Source organism: Barnesiella sp. B2-R-119 (genome assembly GCF_023656675.1).
GTDB lineage: Bacteria > Bacteroidota > Bacteroidia > Bacteroidales > Barnesiellaceae > Barnesiella > Barnesiella intestinihominis.
Genome location: NZ_JAMOKL010000003.1, coordinates 405,916 through 423,598, shown reverse-complemented (window position 1 = coordinate 423,598; position 17,683 = coordinate 405,916). Strand labels below are relative to the sequence as shown.

At 46.9% G+C, this 17,683-nt stretch carries 12 protein-coding genes; 11 read left to right on the top strand and 1 reads right to left on the bottom strand.

The genetic code is table 11. From position 1 onward, the window contains the following. The first annotated feature begins 255 nt into the window (after positions 1 to 255). Complete coding sequence (locus tag NBH06_RS08090) at positions 256 to 1,677, top strand: ATP-dependent DNA helicase (RefSeq protein ID WP_250793671.1); 1,422 nt, start codon at positions 256 to 258, stop codon at positions 1,675 to 1,677. On the opposite strand, the gene cls is transcribed toward NBH06_RS08090, so the two are convergent. Next, positions 1,672 to 3,117 carry a cardiolipin synthase gene (gene cls / locus NBH06_RS08085; protein ID WP_250793670.1) on the bottom strand — a complete coding sequence of 482 codons (1,446 nt, stop codon included), beginning with the start codon at positions 3,115 to 3,117 and terminating at the stop codon, positions 1,672 to 1,674. The genes NBH06_RS08090 and cls overlap by 6 nt on opposite strands. 259 nt (positions 3,118 to 3,376) lie before the next feature. Here cls and NBH06_RS13625 point away from each other — a divergent pair, with 259 nt between their 5' ends. From NBH06_RS13625 to NBH06_RS08035, 10 genes are all read left to right on the top strand, one after another. Then, positions 3,377 to 4,882: a GDSL-type esterase/lipase family protein gene (locus NBH06_RS13625; protein ID WP_250793668.1), complete on the top strand. Its 1,506-nt coding sequence runs from the start codon at positions 3,377 to 3,379 to the stop codon at positions 4,880 to 4,882. Next, positions 4,879 to 6,147 (top strand): GDSL-type esterase/lipase family protein, encoded by a 1,269-nt coding sequence (locus NBH06_RS08075; RefSeq protein ID WP_250793666.1) that lies wholly within the window; start codon positions 4,879 to 4,881, stop codon positions 6,145 to 6,147. Before NBH06_RS13625 ends, NBH06_RS08075 begins: the two co-directional genes overlap by 4 nt. Continuing rightward, on the top strand, positions 6,125 to 7,654 hold the full coding sequence (locus tag NBH06_RS08070; protein WP_250793664.1) for an MBOAT family O-acyltransferase: 1,530 nt from the start codon (positions 6,125 to 6,127) through the stop codon (positions 7,652 to 7,654). The genes NBH06_RS08075 and NBH06_RS08070 overlap by 23 nt, the downstream gene beginning before the upstream one ends. Positions 7,655 to 7,938: 284 nt before the next feature. Further along, the gene (locus NBH06_RS08065; RefSeq protein ID WP_195491902.1) at positions 7,939 to 9,024 is read left to right on the top strand and encodes a tail fiber domain-containing protein; all 1,086 of its coding nucleotides are present in this window, start codon (positions 7,939 to 7,941) and stop codon (positions 9,022 to 9,024) included. An 18-nt stretch (positions 9,025 to 9,042) separates the two neighbouring features. Continuing rightward, the gene (locus tag NBH06_RS08060; protein WP_250793662.1) at positions 9,043 to 11,577 is read left to right on the top strand and encodes a C25 family cysteine peptidase; all 2,535 of its coding nucleotides are present in this window, start codon (positions 9,043 to 9,045) and stop codon (positions 11,575 to 11,577) included. Between the two features lie 11 nt (positions 11,578 to 11,588). Continuing rightward, on the top strand, positions 11,589 to 13,613 hold the full coding sequence (locus NBH06_RS08055; protein WP_046415154.1) for a T9SS type A sorting domain-containing protein: 2,025 nt from the start codon (positions 11,589 to 11,591) through the stop codon (positions 13,611 to 13,613). Between the two features lie 399 nt (positions 13,614 to 14,012). Continuing rightward, positions 14,013 to 14,309: a coiled-coil domain-containing protein gene (locus NBH06_RS08050; protein ID WP_008862754.1), complete on the top strand. Its 297-nt coding sequence runs from the start codon at positions 14,013 to 14,015 to the stop codon at positions 14,307 to 14,309. Positions 14,310 to 14,314: 5 nt separating this feature from the next. Beyond that, on the top strand, positions 14,315 to 14,626 hold the full coding sequence (locus tag NBH06_RS08045) for a cell division protein ZapA (RefSeq protein ID WP_021890905.1): 312 nt from the start codon (positions 14,315 to 14,317) through the stop codon (positions 14,624 to 14,626). A 93-nt stretch (positions 14,627 to 14,719) separates the two neighbouring features. Then, positions 14,720 to 16,261: a ribonuclease Y gene (rny, locus tag NBH06_RS08040; RefSeq protein ID WP_008862752.1), complete on the top strand. Its 1,542-nt coding sequence runs from the start codon at positions 14,720 to 14,722 to the stop codon at positions 16,259 to 16,261. 114 nt (positions 16,262 to 16,375) lie between these two features. Continuing rightward, positions 16,376 to 17,680 carry a PSP1 domain-containing protein gene (locus NBH06_RS08035; RefSeq protein WP_195329266.1) on the top strand — a complete coding sequence of 435 codons (1,305 nt, stop codon included), beginning with the start codon at positions 16,376 to 16,378 and terminating at the stop codon, positions 17,678 to 17,680. Positions 17,681 to 17,683: the final 3 nt, after the last annotated feature.

Here is a 17,683-nt window from a genome sequence, read left to right as displayed (position 1 = left end):
GTCTCTTCCTCTGTGTTTTGCAAGGCAAAATATAGGAGAGGCGGCACATAGTGCAAAGGGTCGGGTGGTTGGAAATAACCGTTGTTTGCCTTCGTATTTGTTGCAAATATAGTGAAAGGAGAGCGCAGAGGCAAGCGAAAATTACATTTTCGGCTTGACTATGCCTACAAAAATACTCTGGTATTTTATCCTATACAAATGTAGGTAAAGAAACCGGGAAACGTTATTTTTGCAGTATGCTTTAACCGATTGCACATGATTACCGACCTGCTTGTCCAACAGATAGAAAGTTGTTTGCCGTACGAACCGAATCGCGAACAGAGCGAGTTGTTGCAGCAGCTAGCCGCTTTTGTCCTCGACGGACGGGACGACTCGTTGTTCCTGCTACGGGGATATGCGGGAACTGGTAAAACCTCACTGGTGGGAGCTTTGGTAAAAGCATTGACACAGTTGCAGAGCAAGGTGGTATTGCTGGCTCCTACGGGGCGTGCGGCTAAGGTGTTTTCTCGGTATGCTCGTCACCCGGCCTATACGATTCATCGGAGGATATATCGGCAAAAGAGCTATTCGCCCGATATGGAAGGATTTCTTATCGGGGAAAATCTGGCGAAACACACGCTGTTTATTGTCGACGAGGCCTCCATGATTGCCAACTCGGTGGGCGAAGGGGCGGTTTACGGTTCCGGGAGGCTGCTCGACGATTTGGTCGAGTATGTCTATTCAGGCGAGCATTGTCGGTTGATTTTGTTGGGCGATACCGCACAGCTGCCTCCGGTGGGTCAGGAGCGTAGTCCGGCTTTGGATGCCGCCGTTATGGGCGGTTACGGATTGAATGTCGTGGAATATGAATTGCGGGAGGTCGCTCGGCAGGCTGCCGAATCGGGAATCCTCTATAATGCCACCCGTTTGCGGGAATGTATGGAAGAGATGCCATTGCCCCGACCCTGCTTGCGGGTGAACGGGTTTCCCGATGTCGAGGCTCTTAGCGGAGAGTATTTGGTAGAACGTATATCCGACTCTTACGACCGTGTCGGACTCGACGAAACGATTGTCGTCACTCGTTCCAATAAACGGGCCAATATATTCAATCAGGGGATTCGCAACCAGATACTCTATCGGGAAGAGGAACTTACCGCAGGCGATCTGTTGTTGGTCGCCAAGAATAACTATTTCTGGGGAAAGGACTATAAAGAGGTCGATTTCATCGCTAACGGCGATGTGGCCCGTGTCGTGCGAGTACTTAAACGTACCGATATGTATGGTTTCCGCTTTGCCGATGTACAACTTTATTTCCCCGATTTGGAAGTCGAGATGGAAGCTAAGATTCTATTGGATACCCTTACCAGTGAGTCCCCTTCTCTGACAAGGGAACAGCAGGAGACTCTTTTTGCGCAAGTCTTGGCCGACTATTATGACGTTACGACAAAGAGAGAAAAAATGAAACGGCTGAAAACCGATCCGTGGTTCAACGCTTTGCAAGTAAAATATGCCTATGGGGTAACTTGTCACAAAGCGCAAGGCGGTCAGTGGAAACATGTCTATGTCGATATGGGGTATATCCCTCAGGGTGCGGTTTCGCTCGATTTCTATCGTTGGCTTTATACGGCTTTCACCCGGGCGACCGAGAAGATATGGCTGGTCAATATGAGCGAAGAGTTTCGGGAGTCGTCTTTATAATACAGGGCTCAATAACCTCATGATAGACTCTATCCCTTTTTGATAGAGGGGCCGGTGTCGCCAATAGTGTTGGATAATGCGACGACATTGTTGCTGGTCCTCCAAGAAAATACGTTTCATTTCACTGTTGACCTCTCGGTCATAAATGAAAGCGTTGGCTTCGAAATTGTGTTCGAAGCTGCGGAAGTCGAAGTTGGTAGAGCCTACCGAACATAACTCGTCGTCTATGATGATCGTCTTGGAATGAAGTATGCCCGGTTGGTAAAAGTAAACTTTTACCCCGGCGCGTAACATTTCCGCTATGTAAGAAAACGATGCAAAACGCAACACCGTCGAGTCCGACCGTTCCGGTATCATTAGCCGCACGTCCACTTTGGCGAGAGCTGCGGTTTGCAAGGCTTTCACCAAACTTTCGGTAGGCAGGAAATAAGGCGTTTGTATATATACGTTTTTTTTAGCATTGGTAATCGCTTTCAAGAAAAGCATGGCGATGTTCGACCATTCCCCTATGGGGCCGCCCGGAGCGATTTGTATGCCGCTTTTCCCTTTGTCTGCTACCGGTGGAAAAAATCGGGAATCCGAAAGAACCTCTTTGCATTCGTAGCTCCAATCGACGGCGAACAATAATTGTAATCCTCTTACCGCAGGCCCCTCGATACGCAAATGTGTGTCGCGCCACGTTCCCCATTTGGTTCCTTCGACATAGCGGTCGGCGATATTCATGCCTCCTATGTAGCCTATTTTTCCATCGATGACCGTTATTTTGCGGTGGTTCCGGTAATTGATTCGGCTGGCGAGCTGGGGAAATGTGATTTCAAGGAAAGGACGTACGGCGATTCCCGCATCCTGCATCTCTTTGAAAAAACGTTTTTTCACCGACCAACAACCCACATCGTCGTATAGGATTCTTATTTGTATGCCTCGGCGGGCGCATCGAAGCAAAACCTCCTTGACTCGGTTGCCGAGTTTATCGTCCTCGAAGATGTAATATTGGATATGGATATACTCTTGGGCAATCTCCAAATCTTGCAGGTAGTGTTTGAATTTGTCTTCTCCCGAAGTGAATATCTTCACGTGGCTTCCCGAATAATACGGTACACTGCACAAACTGTGGCACAATCTTATCTCTTGCTTGCTCTCCTCGCTCAGTGGAAGACTGTCGATATTGACGATCGAATGATAATCCCGCTTTCGTAATTTCCTCTTTATGCGTCGGGAAACCATTCTTTTCGCCTTGAAATTCTGCCCGAAAAAAATATAGAAAACCAATCCTACGATGGGAAGAAATGCCAATACGAGCACCCATGCCAAACTTTTTACCGGATTGCGATTCTCTGTGATGATTATCACGATCGTACCCAGTATGGTAATGGCATATATCGTATAGACCACGATGTATACCCAGTCGTCGATTGGCGGTAATAGGGCGAGTGTCAACATTCCGAAAGCTAAATTAGAAAAAAAATCTGAAAAAAGCAAATAGGATAGTTGTTTCTTGAAAAAATCATGAGGAGGGAGAGAACTGTAAGAAATGTGAATGGGACGAGTGAAATTTGGAAGGAATCGTTCGTAGATATAAATCTTTCCCTATTTTTGTGTGAAATGCGAAAATGGGAGGTAGCTCGGTAGAAAAATAGGGCGAGTTCTTTTTTCTCCACTCTCCTTTCTCTATTTTTGTAGTCTCATTTGAATAGCCGAAGTGAAGAATAAAAAGCAAGGGAATAATTCCTCTAAATACAAAGACGGGCATGTGGTTGCTCTGTTGGTACTCTCTCTCGTTTTTCTGTTTCTCCTGACTCAGTTGCCTGTTTTGGAGTGGGGTGGATTCGCGACGAAACCTGTCGATCTCTTTTCCGATATCCGTGTCGATGAGCAAGATTTGGATTTGCCGGGCGATGCAGAGTGGCAGGAGGAGGGAATGGAGTGGTTGAACGAGGGGGTGGACTCTCTTTCCTCTGTGGAGAAAGATGAACCGCAGGATCGACAAGTCGTGCCCGATACGATAAGGGTACAAGAAACAGCCGACACTCTTCTCGTAACGAATATTTCGTCCGATACGGCAGAGGTCGGGAATCTTCCCCGACGGGACGGCGATGTGGTTTTGTTCGAAGATTTCTCGCCGGGGAAAAATGGTTTGTCTCATCTTCTCTCGTCCTTGAAGGAACGAGCCTCATTGGGACGTCCCGTGCGTTTGGCATTTTTGGGCGATTCGTTTATCGAGGCCGATATATTTACGCAAGACGTGCGAAGTTTGTTGCAATCCCGATATGGTGGGAGTGGTGTGGGATACGTATCTATGCATTCCGATTTTCCCGGATTTCGTCGGTCGGTCATACAGTCGGGCGAAGGTTGGGAAGTGCATAGTGTATTGAAACCCAAAGAAGTCGACTGGAAAGTCATGACTTTGCAGCAGCAGTATTTCGTACCGTTGGAGGGTGCTACGGCTCAATACAGAGGAACTACGAAAATAGAACATGCCGATAGTTGGGCACTGTCTCGGTTCGTATTTATCGCCCGGCAGGATTGCTCGGTCGAGTTGAAAATAGCCGATGGCGAATGGCAGGTTTTTCCCGTTGCGGGTTCTCATGAGATTCAATCTTTGGCGGTAGAGGGGCAAACCCCACGTTTTCAAGTAAGAGTGGGAAATACACCGGGATTTGCAGCCATAGGCGTGTGGCTGGACGATGTGCAGGGCATTGCTGTCGATAATATATCGACTCGTGGTTATTCGGGCCTTTCGCTCGGAGCATTGTCCCGGGAAAGGGCGGTTCAGATGGACAGTATCGTTCCCTACGATGCCATTGTGTTGCAATACGGACTGAATGTGATGACTCCCGAAATTTTGCATTACGGGTCTTATGCCCGTAAGATGACGGAGGTCGTTCGTCACTTGCGGGAGTGCTATCCGCATACCGACATTATATTGATGGGAGTAGGTGATCGCAGTCGCAAAGCGAACGGGGCTTTCGTTACGATGCCGGCGGTAGTCGCTCTTTCCGAAGCGCAACGTCGTGCGGCACGAAGTGCTGGTGTCGTTTTTTGGGATACATACGAGGCGATGGGAGGGCACAACGGGATGCTCGATTTTGTCGCTAACGGACAGGCGAATAAAGACTATACGCACATTAACCATAAAGGCGGTAAACGATTGGCGGCCGAGTTTGTCAAGTCGTTGGAGTATGAAATGAATCGAGAAGGCTTATGAAATTTCGTTTGTCGGTAATAGGGTTTTTCTTCGTTGTCGCAGTGCTGGCAGTGCAACTTTGTGCACAGCTGACAGGCGACACCGTTACTGTACCCTCTTTTTTGAAAAAAGAGAAAAACGTTATCGAGTTTAACGATGCCGATTGGTCGGTTCTGTTCGATGGAATGGTACGGTTGCAGAACGACACGGATACTGTTCCTCGGGTAGTGGCGATGGTTCATATCGGCGATTCGCATGTTCAGGCAGGGTTTCTCACCGAGGCTGTCCGATTACCGTTGCAGCGAAGGTTCGGGGATGCAGGGCGTGGGTTGGTCGTTCCTTTGAAGTTAGCGAAGACCAATGAACCGAGAGATTATTCGGTCGTGGCGGACGGAAGTTGGAATTTTTCTCGTTGTGTAGGGCGGAAGTATAGTAACTATACACCGGGAGTAGGCGGTATAGCTATTGTACCCCGTAACGGTCGCATTGATTTGACGGTTTCCACGCTTAGTAAGACCGATGACTGTGCAGGTTTCAAGAAAGTTCGTTTGTTCCATGCGCCGGTCGACTCTTTTCCGGGAGTAATTTCAGAACCCTTTTTGGTCGAGGGTGAAACCCGATTACCTTTTTTGACCCATTTTTCGTGGGAGGAGTCCGTGTGTAGCGTTCATCTTACGGGAGAAGCCGTCTCGAAAGAGACGCCTTTGGCCATTTATGGAGCGAGCCTTGAAACCGGTGAGAGCGGAATTCTTTACCACACTATCGGCAACAACGGGGCTTTTTACAGTAGTTATGCTGCCATTCCCGGCTTTTCCGAGCAGGTGGCAGCACTCTCGCCGTCGCTTATTGTTTTGTCGTTGGGTACGAATGAGTCGTTTTCCACCTCTTTGACCCGCGACGAGTTATATAAACAGATCGATACCGTCGTTTCGTCTTTGCGAAAAGATTGTCCGCAGGCTCAGATTTTGCTGACTACTCCGGCCGAATGTGCTCGGCGTCGGGTGCGTCGCGTAAATAAAAAACGTAGAGTTTATTATACGCCGAATGCTCGGGTAAAGCTCGTTCGGGAAACGATTCGTTCCTATGCGGTGGAGCATCGGCTGGCTTGTTGGGATTGGTACGAAATTGCCGGAGGCGAAGGTTCGTCCTCGCAATGGCGGAAGGCCGGGTTCATGGCCTATGATCGCACCCATTGTACCGAGACGGGCTATCGGGTGCAGGGCGAAATGTTGTATCGTGCTCTTATGAAAGCTTATCAGGAATATGTGGATAGAGTGGCTCAATAATATAAAGACCGGTGCGATCTCCTTTTGGGAAAGTATTGACGTATCGAAAGTCGTGGATTTATTCGTTTATGACGGGCAGAATCCGCTCATGTTCAATACCGGATTGTTTCTGTTCCTTTTCGTCGGATTTGTCTGGATATACAGGTTGTTGGCGAGGCGCGATACTTTGCGTATCTACTTCGTGATACTTTTTTCTCTCTATTTCTATTATAAATCGAGTGGGCTGTGTTTCCTGTTGTTGCTTTTCGTCGCCCTTTCGGACTATTCGTTGGGGAGGCTTTTAGGTTGGGTTTCGTGGAAATGGATGCGTCGATTTTTCGTTTTGATGAGCATGGCGGTCAATTTGGGCATGCTCTGTTATTTCAAATACACCAACTTGTTACTGGGTACGATTGCCGATTTCACCCGTGAGCCTTTCGAGCCGTTGGATATTGTGTTGCCCATCGGTATCTCTTTTTTCACTTTCCGTTCGTTGAGCTATATTATAGATGTGTATCGGCGGCAAATGTCCCCGGTGACGAATTTGAGAGATTATGTTTTTTACCTCTCGTTCTTCCCTCCGTTGGCGGCGGGTCCCGTAGTTCGGGCGAAAGACTTTGTCCCTCAGATACACCGTCCGTTGGAGATTACACCTATGCTGTTGGGTGAAGGTCTTTTTCTCGTCATGTGCGGATTGATTAAAAAGGTGGTTATCTCCGACTACATTAGTGTCAATTTCGTAGACCGCATTTTCGACAATCCCATGCTCTATACCGGATTCGAGAATCTTATGGGTGTCTATGGCTATACCTTGCAGATATACTGTGATTTTTCGGGTTATTCCGATATGGCTATCGGCATAGCCTTGCTTATGGGGTATCGTTTTAAAATCAATTTCGATTCTCCCTATAAGTCGGGTTCTATTACCGAGTTCTGGCGTCGCTGGCATATCTCTTTGTCGAGTTGGTTGCGAGACTATCTCTATATATCTTTGGGCGGGAATCGTCGAGGCAAAGTCCGTACCTATTTCAATTTGTTCATAACTATGGTGCTGGGTGGACTTTGGCATGGAGCTTCGTGGCTTTTTGTGATATGGGGTGCTTGGCATGGCGTTTTGTTGATTGTCCATAAAGTTTATCGGCGTATATTCCCTGCGGCGAAAGACGATCGCCCGGGTATTATCCGCCATTTCTTTCATGTTTTGCTTACGTTCCATGTTGTGGCCGCCGGCTGGATATTCTTTCGGTCGCCTTCTCTTGATGTTGCCGGACAGATATTTACCCAGATATTCACCAACTTCCGTCCCGAAGCCATTCCCGCCTTCGTGTCGGGATACGCCGTTATATTCGTGGCTTTGATAGTCGGCTATCTGCTCCATTTTGCCCCGCATCGCTGGTCGCAGTGGCTGCAACGCGAGCTTTCGTGGTCGCCGCTGGTAGTTAAGGCAGCTATTCTGGCGCTGGTACTCTTCTTTGTTTTGCAGGTGCGTTCGAGCGAACTGGTTCCTTTCATTTACTCCCAGTTTTAGATTATGGTAATTCTTTTATCAAGTGAAGGGTAGGAATGCCTGTTTGTTCTCTATCGGGAGAGTTTAGAAAAAGCCGTCGGATAGGTACATTTTCCTCTTTCATAATTATAGATTTATTAAAAGTTTTTATTACCTTTGAAAAGTGTCGATCTGTGTAGATCGATTCCAAACCAATACGTTTTTGGAGCTGTAACATACCACGATATAACTGTTGGGAACTATCGAGAAGCAAGCGATTAGGAACCTTAATATTCTAAAAAACGAAATTAAAATTTTACTCGATTATGAAAACCGGGTTATCTATCTTAGTTGTAGCATGTTGTCTATCTGTAAGTGTAATGGGGCAAATGAAAATTGAAAATGGTGAAGGAAATATCTTAGTCGGCAACTATGGAGAAAACACGATCGGTAATGCTGCGATAAGTCTTTACCCCAGTAATACGTCAGGGATTACCCGAGTTTCTTTCAACTCGAGATATACCGAAAATCAATCTGACCTCGATGTCTTTGTGGGGCGTTATCCCGATAGAACTGATGGACGAGAATCGCCTCGATTGCATCTGCACGGGGCATCGGGTGTAGAGATGACCACCGATGCGGGTTCGATTATGCAATATGATGCCGACACTTACGGAGACCAAGTCTATTTTTCTTCTGATGTCATCGGCAATTTTTATACCCTTTCCGACAGTCGATTCAAGGGTAATATAACTCCTCTCTCCAATACCCTGTCCGGATTAGAGCAACTTACAGGCGTTAGTTTTCGCTTAAACGTAAGTGCCCCTTCTGATTCTGCCCAAAATCGTAAGATAAATGTTAAAGGCGATAACCGTACCCGATTTGGTTTTTTGGCTCAGGAGGTAAAAGAGGTTTATCCTGAATTGGTGCGAATCGATTCGTTGGGCTATATGTATGTCGATTATATGGGTATGGTTCCTCTGATTGTGAATGCTTTAAACGAAATTCAAGCCAAAGTCGATTCTCAAGAAACTGTCATTGCCCAATTACAGCAGGAGTTGGTTGAATTGAAGCACAAGGGTGGAGAACCCGTATCACCGCTCCGTCGATCCGAACGGAATACGGCCTCTATCGAGTCGGAGAACACTATCGTTCCTGCACTTTACCAAAACAATCCTAATCCGTTTAGCGCTACCACATTCATACGGTTTGCTTTACCTTATGAAACGGTACAGGCAGACTTGTATATTTATGATATGCAAGGTACTCAAATACGTCGGATTGAAATTGTCGACCGAGGTAAAAGTTGTGTAACTTTACAAGGTTCCGAGCTCTCGGCCGGTATGTATATTTACTCGCTCATAGCCGATGGGAAAGAGATAGACAGCAAACGTATGATATTGACTAAATAAGGGAAAGGAGGTGAGTGTATGAATCCGATTATTATGCGGTTTCGGCATATAGCCGTTTCTCTATCATGCCTTTGCTTGGCTCAACTCCTAAATGCCCAGCTGACTCACACGGTGACTTTCGATCGCAATCTTCTAAGTATCGACACAACCGTGGTGGATCGTGTTTCGTACTTGAAAATTAAATATCTCGATTTATGGGGAGAGGGTAACATCGGATCCCCCGAATTGCCGGTTCACTACCTGCGCTTTTCGGTCCCTTACAATGCTGTCGATTTTACGGTAACCATCACAGAACAGAATACCGTTACAGAACATTACACATTACCTGTTTATCCCGTTCAGCCAGTACAACCGATTGACTCCGCCGATATCCCGTTTGTTTTTCCAGATAGTGTTGTATACAACAGTAGCCGATATTGCCCAATATCTCCGGTACAGGTTGTCAATGAAGGTTTTCTCGATGGCGATAACCACATCGTCACCATAGCCGTATGGCCGATAAGCTATGCTCCGGCCAACGGGGAGATGATGTTTCGCAATTCTGTGACAATTCGGCTCGACTATACATTAAGGAATGGAAATACGACACTGGCTTCTGCCCCAACACCGATACTTTGGGCTATTACCCGCCAAAATTCACGAAGGGTTCATCGATGGGGTCGGGAACAAACCAAACGGCTGGTAGTCAACCCTTCGCAGGTCGATGGATTTGCACCAATAACCATAGCGCATGCAACGGTACCCCTTAACGAAGCGACGGTTTTACCCAGCTATGAATACACGGTTGTCACAAGTAGAGCATTGGCACCGGCTTTTGATCGCCTATTAGGGTGGAAACGGCAAAAAGGCCTTTCGGCGGGAGTAGTCTGTATTGAAGATATTCTGGCATGCCAAGAGTTTCAACAAGGGGATACCCTATCCCATATCAACGACGATGCCGGTAAGCTACGGGCTTATCTGGAACATGCCTACAAATTAGGTTCCCTCCAATATGCTCTGTTGGCCGGAGATTATCGCATACTCCCAATCAGGTATGGTTATAGGAAAGATTATGATATAATGAGCCAACCTGACAACATCGATAAAATGATACCTACAGACTTATATTTTAGCGATTTTAATGGGGATTGGGACTCAAACAGAAATCGTTGTTATGGAGAGCCTAATGCCGATCAAATAGATCATTATCCCGAAATTTTTGTAGGAAGGCTGTTGTGTACCACCTCACAAGAAGTTGAGAATTATACCGAGAAATTGTTGCGATATGAGCGCAATCCCGGTAATGGAGATTTCAGCTATTTGAAGAAAGCCTTTTACTGTCAAAGCGACCAATTACAAGAAAATAATGAAGCCGAGATAATAAAAAGAGCTTGGGGGACGACCTTTATCGAGCATAAAATCATGCAAGAAGAGCCCTCTTTCGATGCCAATGAAACCACCGGCCCAACCGGGAAGCAGGTAATCGACGAGATGAACAATCGATATGGCTTTTTAAGCTGGCATGGACATGGAGCCCCTTCACATATAGTGGTAAGTAATAGTGCTCATGTTGATAGCAACCGCGTGATTACAGCATTCCAAAATGTTAGTCCAGAAGGTTTTATCCAAGAAAGCGGTCACGGATTGGATTGCTTGACCAATCACGATTATCCGGCCATAGCCTATTCAATAGCCTGTACAACAACACCATTTGATATTTATGGCAGTTATAATATTCCATACAATATAGGGAGTTCCTTTACTGTGGCTGGGTTATATGGTGGCCCTGCCTTTTTGGGAAATACACGTGAAGGCTATTATAAAAATTATGCTTCGGCCACATTGGAAGAAGAATTTGTCAACTTAATCAAGGCGGGTAATTGCATTGGAGCAGCGGAGGCTCTTTCGAAGGCGTATTTAAATGAGAATAAAGATTCTGTTAATGAAGTTAATACAGATCTTGCTCATAAAGTTATTTTGGCTCACCATCTAATTGGCTGTCCCGAATTCTCCATGTGGACCGATATTCCATCGGTTTACAGCGATATATCGGTAACTCGAACCGACCACTCGATTACCGTATCCGGTGCAGGAATAACAGGCAGCAAGATCGCCATTACGTCGGGAGTCAATCAACTGCCCGAGGTAAAAGAGGCGACAAGTACAAATATCACATTTGCCAATGCCTCACCCAGCAGCATCGTAACAGTATATAAAAGCAATGCCATACCTTATGTGGCACCGTTGTATCTGCAAAACGACACGTTAGACGCTTCGCAATATTTCCAGGTGAACGACATTCATATCGGTAAAGTGGTAGATACGAACCGCACCGAAGGGAATGTGGTTATAGAATCAGGCGTACTGACTTTCGAATCGAACGGCGATGTATGGATTGGCGACGGACTCATCATAAAGGGTGGAGCTACATTGATTATCAAAAACACTGGTAAAGCCATTCTTTCCGGCGGACTTGTCGAAGGGGGCGGTACCCTGCAAATTGAAGCCGGCGAAGAAATAGAGATACAGCCTGGCTTTGAAGCAAAAGCAGGAGCAAATGTCGAATTTAAATAAAACTCACAGATATGAAAACACAATCACTACTTTGGAGTTTCGCGCTGATATGTCTCGGCTGCATCGCCAGTCAGGCGCAGGAGTATGAATATGTGCCCATTGTGCGGGAGAATGTTCGATATACATTTAGTGATGGACAGACGATGACTATTTTGCCGGATAACCGATATGTGAATGGGCAACTCTATGCCTATGCCTATATGCCCGACTTTTCGTACAGGGCAAAGATTTTGATATTCCTGCGTGAAGAGAATAAAGTCGTCTATCAAGTGGATGTAAATATAGATCATTTCGATACGGTTCCCCAGAAATCCGAAATTCCCATCTACGACTTCAATGTAGAGCAGGCTGGCGATACCATGTGGGCCTGGCACAACGACCCGCCCTATTTCGGCATGGAGGTCGAGTGGATTGACACGATACTCGTCAACAACACATACAGGAGACGAATCAAACTGAAGGATGTCGATGGAGTCTGCATCGAGGGTATAGGCTATACCGGCAAGCGTAATAATCTCTATTATCCCTTTTGCAATCCCGATACCGAAGCGGGGACAAAATATCTCGACCGGTTAGAGTCCTTTGAAAATATAGAGAACCGCCTTATCTACCAACCCGAGTGGTCCAGATGGGGCACCTATGAATATGTGCCTTTCGTGCGTGAAGGGGTAAAGTGGGGATATGACGAATGCTATCGTTTCGAGGGCGATACGGTAGTCGGCGGGGTGTCGTACAAGAAATGCTATGTGAGCGAGAGCTGCCCCTTCGAAGAGGGGCAGACACTCTATGGCCTGGCTCGCGAGGACGATCGGGTGGTCTATTGCCTGCGTCCCGGCGACGAACAGGAGACGGTACTCTACGACTTCAGCGTCGAGAAGCCCGGCGACCGGGTGCCTACCCGGCTCAATCCCGAAGGCGAGCCGGTGATTCATATCGACACCATAGCCGTGAATAACGACCAGCTGCGGCGACGCATCAAACTGTCGTCGGGCAGTTATATCGAAGGGTTCGGGAGCCTCGAACCCTGCCGGGGATTCTTCTTCCCCTTCGAAGCTACGACAGAAGAAATCGGGGACCCTCACAACCGGCTCGGATACATAAAGAATATGGAGACCGGCGACTATGAATATAAAGGGACAGTCAACACGCTGCGCGACGAGTGCGAGTTTGGCCGGTCGTACGAACCGTTTGTCAGAGACTGTGAATACGGCTATTACGAGGCCGATTACTATTACCACGGCGGCGACTTAACGGGCAATTATGTCCATTACCGCATAGCAGGCGACACAACCATCAACGGCAAGGCATACAAGAACATCTCTCTCACGGGCGAATGTCCCGACTGGGATAGAATCCCCTTGGCCAAACAAATCAGGGAAGAGAATCGACAAGTATATTTCCGAGGTACGGAAGAAGAGATAGGCTATGATTTCAACCTGACCAAAGGCGATGGTATTATCTTGAGCAACATGCACAATTCCTTAGATACTGATATAAATATAACCGTATACGATGTAAAAACCGTCGAATTTGCCGGGAAAGAACGCAAGTGCATCTACTTCAAAAATAGTTATGGCTATTATATAGGCTACTGGATGGAAGGCATCGGCGATATGAATCAGGGAACCCTATGGACTTTCGATGATCATGAAGGCTGTCCATATCCAGACAGACCATGTGACGACGATAATTATTTTCTTTATTATCTGCGGGAGAACGGAGAATATATCTATTTACAGGATAACCACAACGGAACTCCTCTGGACGACGGCAACTGCATACTGGCCGTAGGCGAGACCCGTGTAGCAGCCCTGCGCATCGCCCGCACGCCCGATGCCTTGGTCGTGACCCTGCCGGGCGACGGTTACCGCCTGGCCGAACTCATCGACACTACCGGCCGCTTGGTGTGGTGCGAATACCTTGACGGTGAACCGGGCGAGGTGATTATTCCCACCACCGGCCTCGCTTCGGGTATCTATGTGGTAACTCTCACCGACAATCGCGGTGGGCGTATCGTGCAGAAAGTCGCGTGGTAATTGGATATAGTCAGGATTTTTAAGGAGGATCGTCTAAGGGAAGTTGCAGTTGAACCCCGTCGAGACTGTCTTCGGGTGAACTGCTTACTCAGACGCTGATAAACCTGATTTTGCATCCCTCGAAGTCACAGGTAGACAGTAGTTTTTGCGATAGGTGGTGCAACGTTGTGTCCGAGCCGACCGGTGTAGTTTGAGTTTTCGAGCGGGTAATCTGTTTGAAATTTTCAAATTCGATTAAGGATAGCGGAGTTGAAGGTTTTTCCCCTATGGCTTTATAGTAAATAAGGTACTAAATAAGATTAAAATTTGTAATAAAAGAGAGAAAAAAAGAAATAATTGGGTCGATGTTACAGCTTTTGGCGGGAAATACCTATATTTGTATAGAAATTTGGTGGGATAATGGCCGGAAGTTCGAAAGACATAATAGATTCACTGATTGCTAAGTTTCATGCTATGAGTGATTTATGTAAGGCTTTCGAGAACGAAAACGGTATTTTGAAAGAGCAGTTGATGCATCAGAAACAAGAGATGCAAGCTTTGCAAAGTAAGTACGAAGAGTTGGAGAAAAGATATGGAAATTTGAAGCTCTCGAAGACGGTTGCGGGGCAAGATGGTTCGAGTACCGAAGAAACAAAAGTCAGGTTTGCCAGATTAGTGCGGGAAATCGATAAATGCATCTCACTCTTGAATGAATAGATGCTATGAACGATGATAAATTAAAAATAACTCTGAGGATCGCCGATCTGAAAACCCCGTTAGCCTTGCGGGTCGATTATGGAGCGGACGAAAAATATTGGAGAGATGCTGCCGACTTGTTCAATAAGCGTTGGGCTTTTTATAAGGACAAGTATAAAGACGGATTGATGGATTCGGAATCTATGATGGCGATGGTGGCGGTAGAGATGGCTCGATTGTACTGTGAGATGGTACAAGACCGTAAAACCTTGCTGGCCGATTTAAGAAAACTTGAAGCCGAGGCTGCGAAGATATTAGACGGACATACCGGAGAATAACGGTATGGAAAAGAGAGATAATTCCTGCACTGCGACAGGTCCTTCGAAAGGACCGGTTGGTAGTGCTTTTTTTATAACTATAATTTAGAAAAGATGAATTACATACTATTGATTTTTTCAGTAATTGGCGGTTTGGTCATAGGGGGGCTTGTTGTCTTTCTGGTGAACCGCTATCTGCTGGCGACTCGGTCGAAAACGATTTTGGAAGAGGCCGAAAAAGAAGCCGAAGTAATTAAGAAAAACAAGCTGCTCGAAGTGAAAGAGAAGTTTATCCACATGAAAGCCGAAATGGAAAAGCAGGCGAATGCTCGCAATGCCAAGATACAGTCGGCCGAGGCTAAACTGAAACAACGGGAAATGCAGCTTTCCCAGCAGCAACAAGACCTGCAAAAGAAGAAAAGTGAGACCGATGCCATTCGTGCCAACCTCGATACTCAGCTCGAAATGGTAGAGAAGAAAAAACAAGAACTGGAAAAACTCCATAAGTCCGAAGTGGAACGGCTCGAACACCTTTCGGGAATCTCTGCCGAAGAAGCGAAAGAACGTTTGGTAGAATCTTTGAAGGAAGAAGCCAAGACGCAGGCAGCTTCTTATATCAACGACATCATGGACGATGCCAAAATGACGGCCAATAAGGAAGCGAAACGTATCGTGATACAAAGTATCCAACGGGTAGCGACCGAAACGGCTATCGAAAACTCGGTTACGGTATTCCACATCGAATCCGATGAAATCAAGGGTCGTATTATCGGGCGTGAAGGTCGTAATATCCGAGCTCTCGAAGCGGCTACCGGGGTGGAAATTATCGTGGACGATACCCCCGAAGCCATTGTGCTTTCGGCTTTTGATCCCGTTCGCCGTGAAATCGCCCGTCTGGCCTTGCATCAGTTGGTAACCGACGGCCGAATCCACCCGGCACGTATCGAAGAGGTGGTTGCCAAAGTGCGTAAACAGATCGAGGAAGAAATCATCGAGACCGGTAAACGCACTGCCATTGATTTAGGCGTGCACGGTCTGCATCCCGAATTGATTCGTCTGGTGGGTAAAATGAAATACCGTTCTTCCTACGGGCAGAACTTGCTGCAACACTCTCGTGAAACGGCGAACCTTTGTGCCGTTATGGCTTCGGAACTCGGTTTGAATCCCAAGAAAGCCCGTCGGGCCGGTTTGTTGCACGATATAGGTAAAGTGCCCGATGAGGAACCCGAATTGCCGCATGCATTGTTAGGCATGAAGTTGGCGGAGAAATATAAGGAAAAGCCCGACATTTGTAATGCTATCGGAGCTCACCACGACGAAACCGAAATGACCAGTCTGTTGGCTCCTATCGTACAAGTGTGCGACGCTATTTCGGGAGCTCGTCCCGGCGCCCGTCGTGAAATCGTCGAGGCCTACATTAAACGGTTGAACGATCTCGAACAGTTGGCTCTGTCTTATCCGGGCGTGTTGAAGACCTATGCCATACAGGCCGGCCGCGAATTGCGGGTGATTGTCGGAGCCGATAAGATAGGCGATGCCGAAACCGAAAACTTGTCTACCGAAATTGCAAAACGTATTCAAGACGAGATGACTTATCCCGGTCAGGTGAAGATTACTGTTATCCGGGAAACTCGGGCTGTAAGTTTCGCCAAATAACAAGGAGACGCCATACCGCTCCACTTTAAAAACGAATGACGAGGCCGTAGGGCGTTACCCGAATGAAATTCGTGTACGATCTATGGCTTTGTTCTTGTTAACGACAAATTCAAAATGGATAATACAAACGATAACAATACGATAAATCCGTCGGAAAAAACACAACTCGACCCGTGCGCTTGTCGTCGGAAAGGTGCGAAATTGGAAGTCTACGACTGGCTGTCCGATATTCCCGAATCGCACGACGATACCGATTTGGTCGAGGTGCGTTTCAAAAATACCCGAAAAGGATATTACCGTAATACAACTCATATCAAACTCGCTCCCGGCGATTTGGTCGCTGTCGAGGCTTCGCCCGGTCATGATATCGGTGAGGTTACTCTCACCGGGCGTTTGGTCTTGATACAGATGAAAAAGAACAATGTAAAGATCGATAATCCTGAGTTAAAGCGTGTCTATCGGAAAGCCAAACCCAACGACTTGGAAAAATTCGAAGAAGCTAAGGCGAAAGAGCATGATACGATGATTCGAGCCCGCAAGATTGCCGAAGATTTGCATTTGAATATGAAGATCGGCGATGTCGAATATCAGGGAGACGGTAATAAGGCCATCTTCTATTACATTGCCGACGAGCGGGTCGATTTTCGCCAGTTGATTAAAGTGTTGGCCGAAGCGTTCAGGGTGCGTATCGAGATGAAGCAGATCGGGGCGCGTCAGGAGGCCGGACGTATCGGGGGCTTGGGACCCTGTGGTCGTCAATTGTGCTGTTCGGGTTGGATGACCAACTTTGTCTCGGTAGCGACCAGTGCTGCCCGTTTCCAAGATATAGCCCTCAATCCTCAAAAGTTGGCCGGACAATGTGCCAAATTGAAATGTTGCTTGAATTATGAGGCTGATGCATACGTGGAAGCCCAGAAGCGGTTACCATCGCGAGAGATTCCGTTGGAAACGAAGATGAATACCTATTATCACTTCAAAACCGATATTTTCAAACGTGAGATGACTTATTCGACCGATAAGTCTATTGCCGCCAATTTGGTAACGATTTCTGCCGATAGGGTATTCGAGGTAATCGCTTTGAATAAGAAAGGAATAAAGCCCGATACATTGGAGTCGGAAGCCGGAGCTCGTGCTCCCGAACGTCGTGATTTCGAAGACGTGGTGGGACAAGATAGTTTGACTCGCTTCGATAAGGCGAAGAAAAATAAGAAACGGAATAATAACGGAGGTAATAACAATCGTCGTCAACAGTCGGGCGAGCGCAATAACCGTTCTAATAATAACAATCGGAATCAGAATAAGTCTTCCCGCGATGGAAATAAAAAGGGCGGAAATGACAATGGCAACCATACGGCTGCTGCTCGCAACGGTAGTGAAAACAATTCGTCTAAACCTGCCGCTTCCGATAAGAAAGAATAGATG

What these genes read in the sequence shown, in the direction of transcription:
- NBH06_RS08050 (WP_008862754.1), top strand. Translation starts at nt 14,013, where the DNA reads ATGGCCGGAAGTTCGAAAGACATAATAGATTCACTGATTGCTAAGTTT.
- NBH06_RS08060 (WP_250793662.1), top strand. Translation starts at nt 9,043, where the DNA reads ATGAATCCGATTATTATGCGGTTTCGGCATATAGCCGTTTCTCTATCA.
- NBH06_RS08055 (WP_046415154.1), top strand. Translation starts at nt 11,589, where the DNA reads ATGAAAACACAATCACTACTTTGGAGTTTCGCGCTGATATGTCTCGGC.
- NBH06_RS08065 (WP_195491902.1), top strand. Translation starts at nt 7,939, where the DNA reads ATGAAAACCGGGTTATCTATCTTAGTTGTAGCATGTTGTCTATCTGTA.
- rny (WP_008862752.1), top strand. Translation starts at nt 14,720, where the DNA reads ATGAATTACATACTATTGATTTTTTCAGTAATTGGCGGTTTGGTCATA.
- cls (WP_250793670.1), bottom strand. Translation starts at nt 3,117, where the DNA reads ATGTTGACACTCGCCCTATTACCGCCAATCGACGACTGGGTATACATC.
- NBH06_RS08070 (WP_250793664.1), top strand. Translation starts at nt 6,125, where the DNA reads ATGTGGATAGAGTGGCTCAATAATATAAAGACCGGTGCGATCTCCTTT.
- NBH06_RS08035 (WP_195329266.1), top strand. Translation starts at nt 16,376, where the DNA reads ATGGATAATACAAACGATAACAATACGATAAATCCGTCGGAAAAAACA.
- NBH06_RS08090 (WP_250793671.1), top strand. Translation starts at nt 256, where the DNA reads ATGATTACCGACCTGCTTGTCCAACAGATAGAAAGTTGTTTGCCGTAC.
- NBH06_RS08045 (WP_021890905.1), top strand. Translation starts at nt 14,315, where the DNA reads ATGAACGATGATAAATTAAAAATAACTCTGAGGATCGCCGATCTGAAA.
- NBH06_RS08075 (WP_250793666.1), top strand. Translation starts at nt 4,879, where the DNA reads ATGAAATTTCGTTTGTCGGTAATAGGGTTTTTCTTCGTTGTCGCAGTG.